Source organism: Pseudomonas sp. LRP2-20, from assembly GCF_024349685.1.
GTDB lineage: Bacteria > Pseudomonadota > Gammaproteobacteria > Pseudomonadales > Pseudomonadaceae > Aquipseudomonas.
Map to the genome: position 1 here is coordinate 5,987,009 of NZ_AP025944.1, position 16,847 is coordinate 6,003,855.

A 16,847-nucleotide genomic window follows, 5' to 3' on the forward strand; every position below is an offset into this window, starting at 1 on the left:
CTCGGCGGTTTACGGTTTGGCTGTGGAATGGTGACAAAACCGTGAAATCTGCTTTGCCTGTGCGGGCCTATTCGCGGGCAAGCCCGCTCCCACAGGTACTGTATGCTTCTTGAAGGCAGTGCGATTCCTGTGGAAGCGGGCTTGCCGGCGAAGAGGCCGGTACAGGCTGATATCAGTCGTCTGTAGCCTTGATCGACTTGGGCGACAAACGCAGGCTGCGCAAGCTGCGCTTCACGCTCTTCAGGTGATTGACCAGGCTCGGCCCACGGGCCATGGCCACGCCCATGGCCAACACATCGATGACTACCAGGTGAGCGATACGCGAGGTCAGCGGGGTGTAGATCTCGGTATCTTCATGCACGTCGATCGCCAGGTTGACCGTCGACAGTTCCGCCAGCGGCGTCGCGCTCGGGCACAGAGTGATCAGGTTGGCACCGCTTTCACGCACCAGGTTGGCGGTGATCAGCAAGTCCTTGGAACGCCCCGACTGGGAAATGCACACCGCCACGTCACCCGGCTTCAACGTCACCGCCGACATGGCCTGCATGTGCGGGTCGGAGTAGGCCGCAGCGCTGAGCAGCAGGCGGAAGAACTTGTGCTGGGCGTCGGCGGCTACCGCACCGGACGCGCCAAAGCCGTAGAACTCCACGCGTTGCGCCTGAGCCATGGCACTCACGGCCTGTTGCAGGGCCTGGGGGTCGAGGTGCTCGCGTACTTCCATCAGCGTGTGCAGGGTGGTGTCGAAAATCTTCAGGCTGTAGTCGGCAACCGAGTCGTCCTCATGAATCGCGAACTGGCCGAAACTGGCACCGGCTGCCAGGCTTTGCGCCAGCTTGAGCTTGAGGTCCTGGAAGCCCGAACAACCGATCGCCCGGCAGAAACGCACGATCGTCGGCTCGCTGATGCCCACGCTGTGCGCCAGGTCGGCCATCGAGCTGTGCATGACGGCAGCCGGGTCGAGCAGCACGTGGTCGGCCACTTTGAGTTCCGATTTGCGCAGCAGGTGGCGCGATTGGGCGATATGTTGCAACAGATTCACGGGCTGGACTCGGTTATGATCGGCTGGCCGGGATGTAGCTTTCTTGTAGTTATACTACATGGACGCCAACCCGCCCAGTTAAACGAACGTGGAGAGTGGTGGTTTGACTATTCCTTGCGACATTCTGGTGTTCGGTGGCACCGGTGACCTGGCCCTGCACAAACTGCTGCCGGCGCTCTATCACCTGTATCGCGAGGCACGCCTGAACAACGCGGTGCGCATCATTGCCCTCGCCCGCCGGCACATTAGCCGTAACGAATACCTCAAGCTCGCCGAGCGCCATTGCCGGGCGCAGATCGCCCGCCACGACTTCGACGAGGACGTGTGGCAACGCTTTTCCGCCCGCCTCGACTACTTCCCCATGGACGCCGCGCAAAGCGCCGATTTCGGCCGCCTGGCGCGCTACCTCGGCGAGCCTGGAGGGCTGACCCGCATCTACTACCTGGCCACTGCGCCCAACCTCTTCGTACCGATCGCCAACCATCTGCGTGTTGCCGGGTTGGCCGACAGTGAAGCGCGCATCGTGCTGGAGAAACCGATCGGCCACTCGCTGGCATCCGCCACCGCCATCAACGAAGCGATCGGCGCGGTGTTCGACGAATCGCAGGTGTTTCGCATCGATCACTACCTGGGCAAGGAAACCGTGCAGAACCTGATGGCCCTGCGCTTCGCCAATGCCCTGCTGGAACCGGTGTGGCGCAACGGCCAGGTCGACCATGTGCAGATCAGCGTCTGCGAAACCCTGGGTGTGGAAAACCGCGGTGGCTACTACGACCGCGCCGGGGCGACCCGTGACATGCTGCAGAATCACCTTTTGCAGCTGCTGTGCCTGGTGGCCATGGAACCGCCGGCGCAATTCGAGGCCGAAGCCGTGCGCGACGAGAAAGTGAAGATCCTGCGTGCCCTCAAGCCCATCACCGGCCAGGACGTGCAGGACAAGACCGTGCGCGGCCAGTACGGTGCCGGGCACATCGGCGGCCAGGAAGTACCGGCCTACTACTTCGAGAAGGACGTCGACAACGACACCGACACCGAAACCTTCGTCGCCGTGCACGCCCACATCGACAACTGGCGCTGGGCCGGCGTGCCCTTCTACCTGCGTACCGGCAAGCGCATGGCGCGGCGCTCGTCGCAAATCGTCATCCAGTTCAAACCGGTGCCCCACGAGCTGTTCAGCGGCGGCCAGGTCAACCAGCTGCTGATCCAGCTGCAGCCCGAGGAACGCATCAGCCTGCGCATGATGACCAAGAGCCCCGGCAAGGGCATGCGCCTGGAGCCGGTCGATCTGGACCTGAACCTAGCCCAGGTATTTGGCCAGACCCGCCGATGGGACGCCTACGAACGCCTGCTGCTGGACATCCTGGAGGGCGACTCGACGTTGTTCATGCGCCGCGACGAAGTGGAGGCTGCCTGGACCTGGATCGACCCGATCATCAAGGGTTGGGAAGAGCACTTCCAGGCGCCCCGCCACTATGCTGCTGGCAGCAACGGCCCGGAACAGGCCAACAGCCTGCTGGCCAGGCACGGCAGGCACTGGCATGGCTGAGGGACCTTGCCTCAATGCGTCCAAGGGCGGGCAAGCATCTGCCTGAACTCAGGCTCCGGGACAGGCCTGCTGATCAGGTAGCCCTGGGCCTCATCACACGCGTGTTCCCGCAGGAACGCCAGCTGTTCCGCCGTTTCCACCCCTTCCGCCACCACCTTCAGGCCCAGGCTCCTGGACAGGGTGATGATTGCCTGGGTAATGGCCGCATCCTGGCTGCCTTCGTGCAAGCCGCGGATGAATGCCTGGTCGATCTTCACATAGTCCACCGGCAACCGCTTGAGGTAGCTCAATGACGAATAGCCGGTGCCAAAATCGTCGATGGCCAGTTTCACCCCCAGCGCGTGCAATTGCTCGAAGGTCGCGATGATGTGCTCGACGCTGTCCAGCAGCTGGCTTTCGGTAAGCTCCAGCTCCAGAAGGTGCGGTGCCAGGCCGGTCTCCTCAAGCACCTGACGCACCAGGCTGACCAGCTTGCCCTGGCGCAACTGGTACACCGACAGGTTGACCGAAACCCGCACCTCCAGCCCCTGGCGCTGCCAATCGCGAGCCTGCCTGCAGGCATGGCGGAGCACGAACTCGCCGATAGGGGCAATCAGCCCGGTTTCTTCGGCCAGGCCGATGAACTCCCCTGGGGGCACCATGCCCCACCCTGGATGTTGCCAGCGCACCAGGGCCTCGGCGGCATGCAGACGCCCACTGAGCAGGCACAGCTTGGGCTGGTAAAAGACCATGAGTTGTTCTTCATCGATGGCCTTGCGTAGCTGGTTCTCCAGCTGCAGGCGCTCGAGAGTGCTGGCGCGCAGGCTCTCGGTATAGAACTGGAAGTTGTCGCCGCCCAGATGCTTGGCATGCTGCTTGGCCATGTCTGCCTGGCTGATCAGGGCATCGGCATCGAGCGTGGCGTCGGACAGCACACTGATGCCCACCGAAGCGCTGACCACGACCTCGTGCCCGTCGAGCCGCTGCGGCTTGCGCAGCTTGTTCAACAACCGGGTGGTGACCCGCACCAGGCTCGACAGGTTGCTGTAACCATCGAACAGGACGGCAAACTCATCGCCAGAAAGCCGCGCCACGGTATCTGCCTCGGGAACGGTGCTGACAATTCGCCGGGCAATCTTGCGAATCAGCTGATCGGCCAGCTCATGACCCAGGCTTTCATTGAGTAGCTTGAAGCGGTCCAGATCGACATGCAGCAGGGCGAGGCTGCGGCCGTTGCTGCGCACGCGTTGAGCGGCTTCCTGCAGACGCAGGCGGAACAGTGAACGGTTGGCCAGCCCGCTCAATTCGTCGTAGTGCGCCAGGTAGCGCAAGCGCTCCTCGGAGGCCCGCCGCGAAGACAGGTCGGTGAAGAATCCGACCACCTGGCTCAACTGGCCCTGGGTGTCGCGCACAGCCGTCAGTTGCAACCGTTGCGGATGCAACTCGCCGTGCTTGCGCGCCTCTACCAGCTCAGCCTGCCAGCCGCCTTGCTGCGCCAGCGCCGACTCGATGGCCTGGCTGTGCCGGCGCGCATCGCTATGGCACGGCAACTCGAACCATTCGCGCGCCAGTAGCTCGGAACGGTTGTAGCCGGTCATCTGGCAGTAGGCCTGATTCACTGCAAGCACCACGAATTCGGCACTCAGAATCACCACGCCTTCATTGCAGGCTTCGAACACCGTGGCCGCCAGGCGCTGCTGTTCTTCGAGCACCTTCTGCGCGGAGATCCGTAGCAGGTCCTGGTTCAACGCCTGATTCTGGAAGCGCCGCAGCAGGCTGCGGTCGAGTAGCCGGTTGACCTGCCAGGCCACCACCACCAGCGCCGCCAGCAAAATCAGGCCAAGCCAGCCCCAGCCACGCTGCTGCCCCGCCTCGAAGTAGAACAGGAACAGGATCGGCGGCAACAGGCAGGGCAAGGCAAAGCTGAGAAAGGCCGGCAGGCTGACTGCATAGGCGATGCTCGCACTTAAAGTGGCCATCCCCAGCAAGCCGAACACCCAGGCCTGCTGCACGAAGTTGTCTTGCGGCACCAAGGCGATCGCGGCGCAGGCCAAGGTCAAACCACTGAATGCCGAACCGAACAGGAACATGCGGCGCCAGCCGGGGTTGGCCTGGCGTTGCGCCGAGGCGGCGTCGAACGCCGCAACCTGGATCACCCGGAGGGCCACCAGCGCCAGCAGCCATACCAGCCACACGCCCACCAGCAGATAACGCCCAGGGCTCCACAACAGCCAGGCGCAGAGCAAGCCGTTGAGCAGCATGAACAATGTGGGTAACAGAGAGCCTTGATACAGCAGACGCGTTCGCTCGACGGAGAGCTGGGTGGCGAACTGCCTGCGCACATTCCTTGTCATCTCCAGCGATACTCCGATCGCCGTGCAGTCCTGGGTCATAGCGCTGGTTCTTGTAGAGTTCTTGTTATGGTTGGCACTCAACGAGCTGCGATCTTACACAAACGGCAGACCTGGCCAAACTGCTCCTGGTCATCTTTCACTACCTCGCGCGGAGCAGACGCTGGTATAGCTGAAATGTTACCGGATCCCATCGGCCACCCTGGAAAGCGAAAGTGGCGCTGCGTCTATCAGCGCTATCTCAATTACCAGGGACTTCATCATGAACACGATCAAAAATCTGATTGCCTACAACAGCGATGCACCCGGCGAGCCGACTTGCTTCGAAGTGCGAGGAACCGTGACGGTTGCCCACACAGGCATCGAACCTGTTCTGGTAGCACCCGAAGTACGCCACCACGGGGGCTGGGAAGTACTCGAGTTGAAACTTGTGGATAACGGAAGCGTTGCCCTTCAGGTCCTTACCGAGAAGGAGGTTTTCTACAGGCGCGAAGGCGGTACTTCATGGAGGACTCTCGAGATCATCGAGCCAAAGGGTTCGCAAAGGGTTGAAATTGGCTACCGCGAGGCAGTCAAGTAAGCCTGGCGCCAGTCAGCCTGATCGCAGCCATGCGGCGATCAGGCTGACTGGCGTCAGAACTCGATGAGCGACAGCGCTTGAGGTGAATATTCATACAGTAGATGTTTGCCCCTTAACCGGCCTCCCCCTAGAATGGCCGGATGCACACAGATGACCTCTCCCTCCTGCTGAATTCCCTCAACGATGCCCAACGCCAGGCCGTCGCGGCCACGCTTGGGCGTCAACTGGTGCTTGCTGGCGCCGGTTCCGGTAAAACCCGCGTGCTGGTGCACCGCATCGCCTGGCTGATCCAGGTCGAGCAGGCCTCGCCGCACTCGATTCTGTCGGTGACCTTCACCAACAAGGCTGCCGCCGAAATGCGCCAGCGGATCGAGCAGTTGCTGGGCATCAATCCGGCGGGCATGTGGGTGGGCACCTTCCACGGCCTGGCGCACCGCCTGCTGCGGGCACACTGGCAGGAAGCACGCCTGGTGCAGAACTTCCAGATCCTCGACAGCGATGATCAGCAACGGCTGATCAAGCGCGTCATGCGCGAACTCGGCCTGGACGAGCAGAAATGGCCGGCGCGTCAGGCCCAGTGGTTCATCAACGGGCAAAAGGACGAGGGCCTGCGCCCGCAACACATCCAGGCCAGCGGCGACCTGTTCCTGCAGACCATGCGCGATGTCTACAGCGCCTATGAACAGGCCTGCGAACGCGCCGGGGTCATCGACTTCTCCGAATTGCTGCTGCGCGCCCTCGACCTGTGGCGCGACCACCCTGGCTTGCTGGAACACTACCAGCGGCGCTTCCGTCACCTGCTGGTGGACGAGTTCCAGGACACCAACGCCGTGCAGTACGCCTGGCTGCGCCTGCTGGCGGGCAAGAATGGTGGCAGCCTGATGGCTGTGGGCGACGACGACCAGTCCATCTACGGTTGGCGCGGTGCCAAGATCGAAAACATTCACCAGTACACCGCCGACTTCCCTGATGCCGAGATGATCCGCCTGGAGCAGAACTACCGCTCCACCGGCGGCATCCTCAAGGCCGCCAACGCGCTGATCGCCAACAACAGCGGGCGCCTGGGCAAGGAACTGTGGACCGACATGGGTGAAGGCGAGCCGCTGACGCTGTACGCCGCCTACAACGAACACGATGAAGCGCGCTATGTGGTCGAGACCATCGAGAGCCTGATCAAGCAAGGCAACGCGCGCAGCGACATCGCCATCCTGTATCGCTCCAACGCCCAGTCGCGGGTGCTGGAAGAAGCCTTGCTGCGCGAACGCATCCCCTATCGCATCTACGGTGGCCAGCGCTTCTTCGAACGCGCCGAAATCAAGAATGCCATGGCCTACCTGCGCCTGATCGAGGGCCGCGGCAACGATGCGGCCCTGGAGCGGGTGATCAACGTGCCACCCCGTGGAATCGGCGAGAAAACCGTCGAGGCCATTCGCGAGCATGCCCGCCACAGCCAGCTGTCGATGTGGGAAGCCATGTGCCAGCTGCTGGCCGCCAAGGCGCTGAAAGGCCGCGCGGCCTCTGCCCTGGGTGCCTTCATCGAGTTGATCGAGGGCCTGGCCAGCAAGGTCGCCGACATGCCGCTGCACACCATGACCCAGACCGCCATCGAGCAGTCCGGCCTGATCATCTATCACCAGGAAGAAAAGGGTGAAAAGGGCCAGGCACGGGTAGAAAACCTTGAGGAACTGGTCAGCGCCGCGCGCAACTTCGAAACCAGCGAAGACGACGCCGACCTGTCGCCGCTGTCGGCATTCCTGGGCCATGCCTCGCTGGAAGCCGGCGACACCCAGGCGGACGAGCACGAAGACAGCATCCAATTGATGACCCTGCACAGCGCCAAGGGCCTGGAATTCCCATACGTGTTCCTGGTAGGCATGGAAGAAGGCCTGTTCCCGCACAAGATGAGCCTGGAAGAACCCGGCCGCCTGGAAGAGGAACGCCGCCTGGCCTACGTGGGTATCACCCGCGCCATGCGCCAGCTGATCATGACCTATGCCGAGACCCGTCGCCTCTATGGCAGCGAAACCTACAACAAGGTGTCTCGTTTCGTACGTGAGATTCCGAGCGGACTGGTTCAGGAAGTACGACTTTCCAACAGTGTCAGCCGACCATTCGGCGGTTCGACGAGCACCAACAGCAACCTGTTTGCCAATGCCAATATTCCGCAGACCGCCTTCAACCTGGGCCAGCGCGTGCAGCACGCGGTGTTTGGCGAAGGGGTCATCCTCAACTTCGAGGGTTCCGGTGCCCAGGCGCGGGTGCAGGTGAACTTTGCCGAAGGCAGCAAATGGCTCATGCTGGGGTACGCCAAGCTCGAGGCCATCTAAAGCCTCGAACCATTCAGGCAAAAGCTGGAAACATCTTGTCGCTGGTCATGTGCACAGGAACCTGTGCACCATGGCGCGCGTGCAATCCACAACAGGGGAAATCCCATTTATGCAACGTTTTCTTAGCATCGCACTGGCGCTCTGCGTCGGCCTGACGCTGAGCCTGGACGCCAACGCCAAGCGATTTGGCGGCGGCAAGAGCTCGGGCGCCGCGCCTATCCACCAGACCCGCCAGGCTACGCCAACCACGCCTGCTGCCGCGCCGACCGCTCCTGGCCGCGCCCCGGCCGCCGCCAGCGGTGCTTCGCGCTGGCTGGGCCCTCTGGCCGGCCTCGCCGCCGGTGGCCTGCTGGCTTCCATGTTCATGGGTGACGGCTTCCAGGGCATGCAGATCATGGACTTCCTGATCATGGGCCTGATCGCCTTCCTGGTGTTCCGCTTCATTGCCGCACGCCGTCGCCAGCAGCAGCCGCAAATGGCCGCGCCGGGCCACGCGCCGTTCCAGCGTGAAGCGCATGGCCAGCAGCCTGCTCAGCCGTCGATCTTCGGTGGTTCGGCTGCCCCTGCTGCCGCAGCCGCCCCGGTGATCAACGCACCGGCGTGGTTCAACGAGCAGAGCTTCCTGGCCGCAGCCCGCAGCCACTTCCAGTCGCTGCAGCAGCACTGGGATGCCAACGAAATGGACAAGATCGCCGAGTTCGTCACCCCGCAGATGCTCGAGTTCCTCAAGCGCGAGCGTGCCGACCTGGGTGATGGCTTCCAGTCCACCTACATCGATGACCTCGACGTACAACTGGACGGTGTCGACGATCGCGCCGACCGCACCGACGCCACCCTGACCTTCCGTGGCGTGTCGAAGACCTCGCGCTTCGACCAGGGCGAGGCCTTCAGCGAAAGCTGGCACATGGTTCGCGCCCAGGGCGAGAACCAGCCTTGGCTGGTCGCCGGTATCCGTCAAAACGGTTAACCGTCACACGTTGCACAAAAAACCCCGGGCCTGTCCCGGGGTTTTTGCTTTTGCCAGAGCGGGCTACTAGGGTATAACGCGCAGCGTTGTCATCAAGGTCAGAGGATGTAAACCGTGGAAGAAGTGATCGAACAACTCCGTGAAGCCAATGAACCCGTGCCGGTGCCGCTGGAGCTTCCCGATGAGGACCAACTGGTCGAGATCGAGGAACAGCTGTTCATCAACATTCCGTTCGTGTTCAAGGAGTTTCTGCTGACCGTCAGCGATGTGGTGTACGGCTCGCTTGAGCCGGTGACCTGCACCGACCCGCAATCCCACACCTACCTGCCCGACGTCGCCGCCAACGCCTGGGACGCCGGTGTTCCGCGCGACCTGATTCCGCTGTGCGAGGACGGCAACAACTACTACTGCGTCGAGGAAGATGGCACCGTAGTGCTGTGGGATGGCGACGAAGAAGCCATTGCCGAAGAAAGCTGGGAATCGGTGTGGCACTGGGCACGGGACGTGTGGCTGGAAAGCTGACCCACTGAAAATGGCTTAGTGCCATCAATGCAGGTAAAATCGCCAGGCTTTCTGCGCCTGGCGACATCGTTACCGCTCCATCCCCTCGGACGACGGTGAAATCTTGCGCAGAGGGCTTGCCCTCAGTGTGAATGATCTCGACTGTTCTCCAGCGTCTCCAGCAAGGCGATCTGCATCCGTGAATGCACGCGGATGAACCAGCGCCACAGCAACGCCACCACCACTGCCGCGACCACTGCGATCACCAGCAACAGCTCGCTGGTCGGCAGGATGCTGGCCGACAATGCCGACAGCAGCAGGAAGATCACCAGCAACGACAGCAGCGGAATCACCTCGGCAACCACGCGACGCACGCGCTGGGTATGCCGCCCGGCCATTTCCGGCTTAACCCCCATCTCGGCCAACAGCATCGACAGTGCCTTGAGCTTGCGATAGGCGGCAATCAGAAACGGTAGCGACAGCAGCAGCGCCGCGCCCCAGATCAGCGCCTTCTGCTGGCTGACATCCGTCACCCACTCATTGAGCCAACTGCCGATGCGCCCGGCGAAATAACCGCCGCTGAAGAAGATGGCGATCACCAACGCCAGGTTGACGCCGACCTGCAGCAGGATGCGCCGGATCATCGCCGCCAGCATGGCGCTTTCGCCTTGCGGCTGAATGTTGCGCAACCACTCTCCATAGAGTGACAGCACCCGTGCCAGGCGCCTTGGCACGATGTTGCCGAGCTTTTGCGACAGCGGATCGGCGGCGCGGATCAGGTATGGCGTCAGCAGCGTGGTGATGGCCGAAACCGCCACCGCCACCGGATAAAGGAAGTCACTGGTGACCTGCAAGGTCATCCCCAAAGCCGCGATGATGAAGGAGAATTCGCCAATCTGCGAAAGACCCATGCCCACCCGCAGCGAGGTACGGCCATCGTTACCGGCAATGAATGCGCCCATGCCGCACGACAGCATCTTGCCCAGCACCACCGCAAGGGTGATGACCACGATCGGCCAGGCGTAGTCGACCAGCACCTGTGGGTCAATCATCAGGCCGATGGCGACGAAGAAGATCGCGCTGAACAGGTCGCGAACGGGTTCGATCAGGCGTTCGATCTTCAGCAGCTGGCGCGACTCGGCCATGATCGCGCCGATCAGGAAGGCCCCCAGCACCATGCTGTATTCCAGCTTGACCACCAGCAGGCAGAAGCCGAAGCACAGGCCCAGCACGGTGATCAACAGCATCTCGTTGCTTTCGAACTTTGCCACGTAGGCCAGCAGCCGCGGCACCAGCAGAATGCCGATGACCAGCGCGACAATCATGAACAACGACAGCTTGCCGACCGTCGAGAACACCTCGCCGGAGCTGACCGAGCCACTGACGGCGATGCCGGACAGCAAGGCGATGATGCCGATGCCGAGGATGTCTTCAACGATCAGCACGCCGAAGATCAGCTGGGCGAAACGCTCGTTCTTCATCTTCAGGTCGTTCAGCGCCTTGACGATGATGGTGGTCGAGGAGATCGCCAGAATCGCGCCGAGGAACAGCGCGTCCATGGTGTTCCAGCCGAACCAGCGGCCGATCTCGAAACCGATCCAGATCATCAGGACGATTTCCAGGAACGCCGCGATGAATGCCGTGGCGCCGACCTTGAACAGCTTGCGCAGGCTGAACTCCAGACCCAGGCAGAACATCAGGAAAATCACCCCCAGCTCGGCCAGGGTCTTGATCGTGTCTTCATCGTGGATCAGGCCGAACGGCGGGGTATGTGGGCCGATGATGAAACCCGCGACGATGTAGCCCAGCACCACGGGCTGCTTGAGGCGATGAAAGAGAATCGTCACCACGCCGGCGACCAGCATGATCACTGCCAGGTCCTGGATGAAGCTGATGGCATGCATGGCGCGATACTCCTTTTCGACTTTGCTGGATGCCCGGGCAGACCGCTCCTCTGCCAAGGCCAAGCCGAGCGAGCAGCAAGTACATACTGTATTGAATGCAGGAAAGCCCATGTTGCATGGGCGTACTCAGGGTAACATCGCACCCCGCTGCAAAATGCCGGTGCAATATGTAGAAACAGATCGGCCGATCAGCCGCCTCTGATGACGCATCAGGCGTGACGATAGAGCGTTCGGCAACGTCCCGTAACAGGAAGGCAAATCTTCAAGAGGGGAAGCAGAAGTGTCAGAAGATACCCACCCCGATTCAGCGCAACCTCACCGTGAGCACACTATGGAACCTGGAAACGCCCAGCTGAGCATGACCGTCCTGATGACCCCGGACATGGCCAACTTTTCTGGCAACGTACACGGCGGCACCTTGCTCAAGTACCTCGACGAAGTGGCCTATGCCTGCGCCAGCCGTTACGCCGGCAGTTATGTGGTGACCCTGTCGGTCGACCAGGTGATCTTCCGCGAGCCGGTGCACGTCGGCGAGCTGGTCACTTTCCTCGCATCGGTCAACTACACCGGCAACACCTCGATGGAAGTGGGTATCAAGGTGGTCACCGAAAACATCCGCGAACGGTCGGTACGCCATTCCAACAGCTGCTTCTTCACCATGGTTGCGGTCGATGACAACCGCCGCCCGGTGCCGGTGCCGCCACTGCAGCCAAATACCAGCGAAGAGAAACGCCGCTTCCTGCAGGGCCAGCAGCGCCGCCAGATCCGTCAGGAACTGGAAAAGCGCTACCAGGACCTGAAAACCGACTCGATCTAGAACGCCAGGCGCTGCGCCTCGAAGCGCACGCGCGGGTGAGCGATGCGATCCTGGGCCCGCACCAGCTGCAGCTCGTAGCTGGCGCAGGCCTGGGTTTCCTGCAGCACCTCATGCACGGCCGCTGCGGTGAACTCGAAGGCCTGCAGCCAGCTGTCGCCCAGCAGCACGCGGGCCAGGAACAACCCCGACGTCAGGTCACCCACGCCAACCGGTTGCTGCGGGAAAGCCAGCAGGGGGCGGCGCAGGTGCCAGCTCTCTTCGCGGGTTACCAGCAACATCTCGAACATGTCTTCAGTACGCCCCGGATAGGCCAGGTGCTTGACCAGCACCACCTGCGGGCCACGCTCGAGCAGGCTGCGCGCCATGTTCACGCAGTCCTCGAGGGATTGCGCACGACGGCCGCAGAAGCTGTCCAGTTCCAGCTGATTGGGGCAGAGGATATCTGCCTCGGCCGCGGCTTCATCGAGCAGGAACTCACTGACTTCCTGCGGAACGATACAGCCCTTCTGCGCATGGCCCATGACCGGGTCGCACAGGTACAACGCCTTCGGGTTCACCGCCTTGATCCGCGCAACGCCGGCGAGTATCGCCCGGCCCTGTTCGGCACTGCCCAGGTAGCCGGAAAGCACCGCATCGCAGTGCCCCAGCTCGCCGATGTTGGAAATGCCTTCCACCAACGCAGGAATTTGCGCTGGAGCGAGCACTTCACCCGCCCACTGGCCATACTGAGTGTGATTGGAAAACTGTACTGTATTAAGGGGCCAGACGTTGACCCCGATACGCTGCATGGGGAACACCGCAGCGCTGTTGCCGGCGTGGCCGAACACCACGTGGGACTGGATGGCGAGCAGATGCGGGGTACGTTTCATGCGGGCGGATTCCAAAGCTGTTTCAAGGATTGTGCAGCGCGCAGTATGAACTCGATTGCCACCTGTACGACAGGCCAGGGACGCAGTTAAGCTGGTTCGACCTGTTTGGAGCATACGTAAATGTTGACCCTGGAGAATCTCTTCGTCCTGATGTTGTTGGCCACGGCAGGCGCTTGGTTATGGCACAACCATGGGCTGCGCGAGAAGGCCCTGGAGCGGGTCAAACAGCATTGCGCCAAGCTCGACCTGGAGCTGCTGGATGACGCCGTTGCGCTCAAACGCATCGCCTTCATCCGCGATGCCAACGGCAGGAAGCGCCTGGCTCGGGTTTATGCCTTCGAGTTCACCGTGACCGGCGAACAGCGCCACCCCGGCACCGTGACCCAGTTCGGTGCCCACAGCGTACAGATCGAACTGGCGCCCTACCCGTTCGAGATCAAGACGCCGCCACGGGCTGACAATGTGATCGAGATGCAGCAGTGGCGCCAGGAGCACAATCGCTGGCGCAACTGAAGTTGGGGCCGCTTTGCGGCCCTTCGCGGGCAAGCCCGCTCCCACGGGAGCAGCGCAATACCTGTGGGAGCGGGCTTGCCCGCGAAGGGCTGCGAAGCAGCCCCAACCGGTTAACTTATCAAGCAGCGGGCGATTGCATCCATCAGCAGCGACTGAGATTGCTGTCCATTGAAGATAAGCTCGATGCGCGAGTCCTTGCGCCAGTCGCTCGGCTGCCACTGCGACAAGTCACCTTGCAAGCCATTGAATGACTGCCAGCCATCCTTGCTGTGGATAACTCCCTTGGCGCGCTTCCATGGCCAGGCTGCGAGAAACGCCTGCAAGCGCTGTGGATCGAATCGCTGACTGGGGTGCCAGCGCCAGCCTATGCTCCAACCCCCCTCACCCTCCTGGGCCGAACAAATCGGCACAGCTGGATCTATCCACAGTGCTGAAGGGGCTGTGGATAGGCTTTGCTCAGGCAAATTATTCACAGAACTGTCACTGATCTGACTTGTGGATGAAACAGGCAGCATTTCGAGCTGGACCAAGCCCTGCCGGGTCCAAACCTTGTGGATATTTAAAAAATCTTTATTTATCAACAACTTGATATCTTCATCCACAGCATCGGCTTTATTCAGCAGCACCAGCGCTGCCGCTTGCAGGGCCTGTTGCTGAGCCTCCGGCAATGGCTCGCCTCGCGCCAGAGCCTGAGCATCCAGCACCATCACCAACGGCTGCACCGCCAGCACCCCAACCCAGGGTGCCTGCCCCAGTTGGTTCAGCAGTTGCAAAGGATGACCCAGCCCGGAGGGCTCGATGAACAGCCGATCGGGCCGTGCCTTGCGCAGCAGACGGCCCAGGCCGACCTGGAACGGTGTGCCGTTTACGCAGCACAGGCAACCTCCGGCCACTTCGCCGATGGCAATACCGTCCTCATCACGGCTGAGCAGCGCCGCATCGAGGCCGACCTGGCCAAACTCGTTAACCAGCACGGCCCAGCGTTCGTTTGCCGGCCGCTGGGCCATCAGTTGGCGGATCAGGCTGGTCTTTCCGGCGCCCAAGGGGCCGGCGATGACATGGGTGGGAATGTTCTGCAGCATGCCAGGGCTTCTATGCGGGTTTCCCCCCACTATGCCCCGTCATGCCAGCCAGTCAAGGCTGAGCAACAGACGCCGCTGTTCGCTGGCAGGCGAGCGGTGGATAAGTCCCGCACCTTCATTACCCAGCCATTTTTCCCCTTTGAGGACAGCCACCTCACCCGCCTGCAGGCGCCGAATGTTATCCACAGGCGCCACTGCCAGATGCAGGCCGGTCCGCTCTACTGCGCCTTCTTCCAACCACTCGCTGCCAGGGCCAATGTAGGTGGTCAGCAAGCGCAAGGGCACGTTATCCACATGGAAGCGCGGGCACATGGCCCCTTGCAGCACCCGCAGCCGCAACCCCACCCGCCGTGCTCCGAGCAGGCAGGTGTAGGCCGATACCAGCCACTTCACATCGGCGACAAACCCCTCGTAGCCATGCAGATCGGCAGCCTCCTGCAGCAAGCCCGGCAACAGCGGCGGCTGGTGCTCGTTCACATCGAGTACACGCTGGTCAGCCAGCGATTGGCCAAGGCTGACCACCAAGGCGGCAAAGTCTTCCAGCTGGGCCGGCAGGCGGCGCTGCCAGACGGCCAGGTTTACGCCATCCTGGAAGATCTCGGTAAGTACCTTTGGCGCTTCACCAAACGCCTGGCGGATATCCACAGGGCGCGGCGCCAGCTTCATGCTGCTTCCTCGGCGTGCCAGGGGCCGAACGGATCCGGCAGGCGAAGCCAGGCCATCGGACCGAGCGCCATTTCCTCATCACTCAGCAGGCAGGCATCGAGCTCTGTGGATAACTGTGCGAAGTCGATGTTCTGCCCGATGAATACCAGTTCCTGGCGGCAGTCACCGGTTTCGGCGTGCCAATGCTTGAGAATGTCGGCGGTGCTCTGCTCATCCTGCGGCCAATGCTCGCGTGGCACAAAACGCCACCAGCGCCCGGCCAGGCCGTGGCGCATCATGCCGCCGGCCTGCGACCAGCTGCCGGCTTCCTGGAACTTGCTGGCCAGCCAGAAAAAGCCCTTGGAGCGCAGCAGCCGACCATTGCTCCAGGTATTGTGGATAAAGTCGAAGAAGCGTTGTGGGTGCAGGGGCCGGCGGGCTTGCCAGGTGGTCGCCGCGATGCCGTACTCCTCGGTTTCCGGAATGTGTGCGCCGCGCAACTCCTGCAGCCAACCGGGTGCCTGTGCGGCCTGATCGAAGTCGAACAGCCCGGTGTCGAGAATCCGCGCCAGCGGCACCTGGCCCATGACCATCGGCACGATCTGCGCGCGGGCATTGAGGCTACGCAGGATGGCGATGAGTTCTTCGCGCTCGTGCTGGCTGATCAGGTCGATCTTGCTCAGCAGCAGCACATCGGCGAACTCGACCTGTTCGATCAACAGATCACTGATGGATCGCTCATCCTCTTCGCCCAGCGTCTCGCCACGGCTGGCCAGGCTGTCGGCTTGCTGATAGTCGCGCAGGAAGTTCAGGCCATCGACCACGGTGACCATGGTGTCCAGGCGCGCCATGTCGGACAGGCTGCGGCCTTGCTCATCGCGGAAGGTGAAGGTCTCGGCAACCGGAAGCGGCTCTGAGATGCCCGTGGACTCGATGAGCAAATAGTCGAAACGACCCTCCTCGGCAAGCCGCGCGACTTCCTCCAGCAGGTCTTCCCGCAGAGTGCAGCAGATGCAGCCGTTGCTCATCTCGACCAGTTTTTCTTCGGCACGGTTGAGGCTGACGTTGCGCTGCACTTCGCTGGCGTCGATGTTGATTTCACTCATGTCGTTGACGATCACCGCGACCCGGAGGTTGTCGCGATTACGCAGCACATGGTTGAGCAAGGTGCTCTTGCCGGCGCCCAGGAAGCCGGAAAGCACGGTGACAGGGAGGCGATTGGACATGGTGAAACCTCTTCAGGCGGACGCACTCGAAACGATGCATTGCATAATGTTATAAAGTAACAATACAATTTCGCCAAGTCGTACTTGTCGCAAGCGTCATTCGGAGATGGAAATGCGCCTGTCACCTGCTGCCCTGTTGCTGCTGTTTCTCACACCTCTGCCAGCCCTGGCATTGGCGCAGAGCAACTCGCTGGCGCTGTGTACCCGCAGCGCAACGTTGCTCGCCTGCCAGGACGGCAATGGCAGTTACTACAGCGTGCGCACCGAGGGCAGCCATTTTTACCTACGCGGCTTCGATACGACGACACGCCGGCTTTGGTCGCAGACCAACAGCCGCTACGGCGCGCTGACGTTTTTCACCGGCCTGGCCAGCGATGGTGAAGCCTGGTTCGGCTACAGCCGACGTGTTGGCTGGACCACCTTGAATCGTATTTCCAGCTCCAGCGGCCAACGTTTCAATTTGCATTGCAGCCTGGTCGGCGGATGTCGCTGACCTTCTTG

15 protein-coding genes are annotated in these 16,847 nt (G+C 61.9%); 8 read left to right on the top strand and 7 right to left on the bottom strand.

The annotated features are described in order from the left end of the window. Window positions 1-172: 172 nt before the first annotated feature. Window positions 173-1,039: a transcriptional regulator HexR gene (gene hexR, locus OCX61_RS26965; protein ID WP_027917078.1), complete on the bottom strand. Its 867-nt coding sequence runs from the start codon at window positions 1,037-1,039 to the stop codon at window positions 173-175. A 103-nt stretch (window positions 1,040-1,142) separates the two neighbouring features. Here hexR and zwf point away from each other — a divergent pair, with 103 nt between their 5' ends. After that, window positions 1,143-2,585, top strand: a complete 1,443-nt coding sequence (gene zwf / locus OCX61_RS26970; protein WP_261942089.1) for a glucose-6-phosphate dehydrogenase — start codon at window positions 1,143-1,145, stop codon at window positions 2,583-2,585. A gap of 11 nt (window positions 2,586-2,596) precedes the next feature. Here the strand turns inward: zwf and OCX61_RS26975 are convergent, their stop codons facing one another. Continuing rightward, complete coding sequence (locus OCX61_RS26975; RefSeq protein ID WP_261942090.1) at window positions 2,597-4,957, bottom strand: putative bifunctional diguanylate cyclase/phosphodiesterase; 2,361 nt, start codon at window positions 4,955-4,957, stop codon at window positions 2,597-2,599. Between the two features lie 220 nt (window positions 4,958-5,177). Between OCX61_RS26975 and OCX61_RS26980 the strand changes: the two genes are divergently transcribed. The 4 genes from OCX61_RS26980 (at window position 5,178) to OCX61_RS26995 (ending at window position 9,311) form a co-directional block, all read left to right on the top strand. Further along, window positions 5,178-5,495, top strand: coding sequence for a hypothetical protein (locus OCX61_RS26980; protein ID WP_261942091.1), 318 nt, complete (start codon window positions 5,178-5,180; stop codon window positions 5,493-5,495). Window positions 5,496-5,635: 140 nt separating this feature from the next. After that, window positions 5,636-7,822: a DNA helicase II gene (uvrD, locus tag OCX61_RS26985; protein WP_261942092.1), complete on the top strand. Its 2,187-nt coding sequence runs from the start codon at window positions 5,636-5,638 to the stop codon at window positions 7,820-7,822. Window positions 7,823-7,931: 109 nt separating this feature from the next. Continuing rightward, window positions 7,932-8,789: a Tim44 domain-containing protein gene (locus tag OCX61_RS26990; RefSeq protein ID WP_110638879.1), complete on the top strand. Its 858-nt coding sequence runs from the start codon at window positions 7,932-7,934 to the stop codon at window positions 8,787-8,789. A 114-nt stretch (window positions 8,790-8,903) separates the two neighbouring features. Then, window positions 8,904-9,311 carry an SMI1/KNR4 family protein gene (locus tag OCX61_RS26995; RefSeq protein WP_261942093.1) on the top strand — a complete coding sequence of 136 codons (408 nt, stop codon included), beginning with the start codon at window positions 8,904-8,906 and terminating at the stop codon, window positions 9,309-9,311. A 122-nt stretch (window positions 9,312-9,433) separates the two neighbouring features. Here the strand turns inward: OCX61_RS26995 and OCX61_RS27000 are convergent, their stop codons facing one another. Further along, window positions 9,434-11,194, bottom strand: coding sequence for a cation:proton antiporter (locus OCX61_RS27000; protein WP_261942094.1), 1,761 nt, complete (start codon window positions 11,192-11,194; stop codon window positions 9,434-9,436). 331 nt (window positions 11,195-11,525) lie between these two features. Here OCX61_RS27000 and OCX61_RS27005 point away from each other — a divergent pair, with 331 nt between their 5' ends. Further along, window positions 11,526-12,011 carry an acyl-CoA thioesterase gene (locus OCX61_RS27005; RefSeq protein WP_261942095.1) on the top strand — a complete coding sequence of 162 codons (486 nt, stop codon included), beginning with the start codon at window positions 11,526-11,528 and terminating at the stop codon, window positions 12,009-12,011. Here OCX61_RS27005 and pdxY read toward each other — a convergent pair. Further along, complete coding sequence (gene pdxY, locus OCX61_RS27010) at window positions 12,008-12,880, bottom strand: pyridoxal kinase PdxY (protein ID WP_261942096.1); 873 nt, start codon at window positions 12,878-12,880, stop codon at window positions 12,008-12,010. The genes OCX61_RS27005 and pdxY overlap by 4 nt on opposite strands. A gap of 120 nt (window positions 12,881-13,000) precedes the next feature. Between pdxY and OCX61_RS27015 the strand changes: the two genes are divergently transcribed. Continuing rightward, the gene (locus OCX61_RS27015) at window positions 13,001-13,393 is read left to right on the top strand and encodes a DUF3301 domain-containing protein (RefSeq protein WP_027917088.1); all 393 of its coding nucleotides are present in this window, start codon (window positions 13,001-13,003) and stop codon (window positions 13,391-13,393) included. A gap of 110 nt (window positions 13,394-13,503) precedes the next feature. On the opposite strand, the gene OCX61_RS27020 is transcribed toward OCX61_RS27015, so the two are convergent. From OCX61_RS27020 to zigA, 3 genes are read right to left on the bottom strand one after another with little or no spacing between them, the layout of a single operon-like run. Beyond that, a complete protein-coding gene (locus OCX61_RS27020) occupies window positions 13,504-14,475 on the bottom strand; it encodes a CobW family GTP-binding protein (RefSeq protein ID WP_261942097.1) in 972 nt (323 codons plus the stop codon). 39 nt (window positions 14,476-14,514) lie between these two features. Continuing rightward, entirely contained in the window at window positions 14,515-15,141 is a 627-nt protein-coding gene (locus tag OCX61_RS27025) for a DUF1826 domain-containing protein (protein ID WP_261942098.1), read from the bottom strand. After that, window positions 15,138-16,346 (bottom strand): zinc metallochaperone GTPase ZigA, encoded by a 1,209-nt coding sequence (gene zigA, locus OCX61_RS27030; protein ID WP_261942099.1) that lies wholly within the window; start codon window positions 16,344-16,346, stop codon window positions 15,138-15,140. The genes OCX61_RS27025 and zigA overlap by 4 nt, the downstream gene beginning before the upstream one ends. A gap of 112 nt (window positions 16,347-16,458) precedes the next feature. On the opposite strand from zigA, the gene OCX61_RS27035 reads away from it, so the two are divergent. After that, on the top strand, window positions 16,459-16,839 hold the full coding sequence (locus tag OCX61_RS27035; protein WP_261942100.1) for a glutamine synthetase: 381 nt from the start codon (window positions 16,459-16,461) through the stop codon (window positions 16,837-16,839). The last annotated feature ends 8 nt before the right edge of the window (window positions 16,840-16,847 follow it).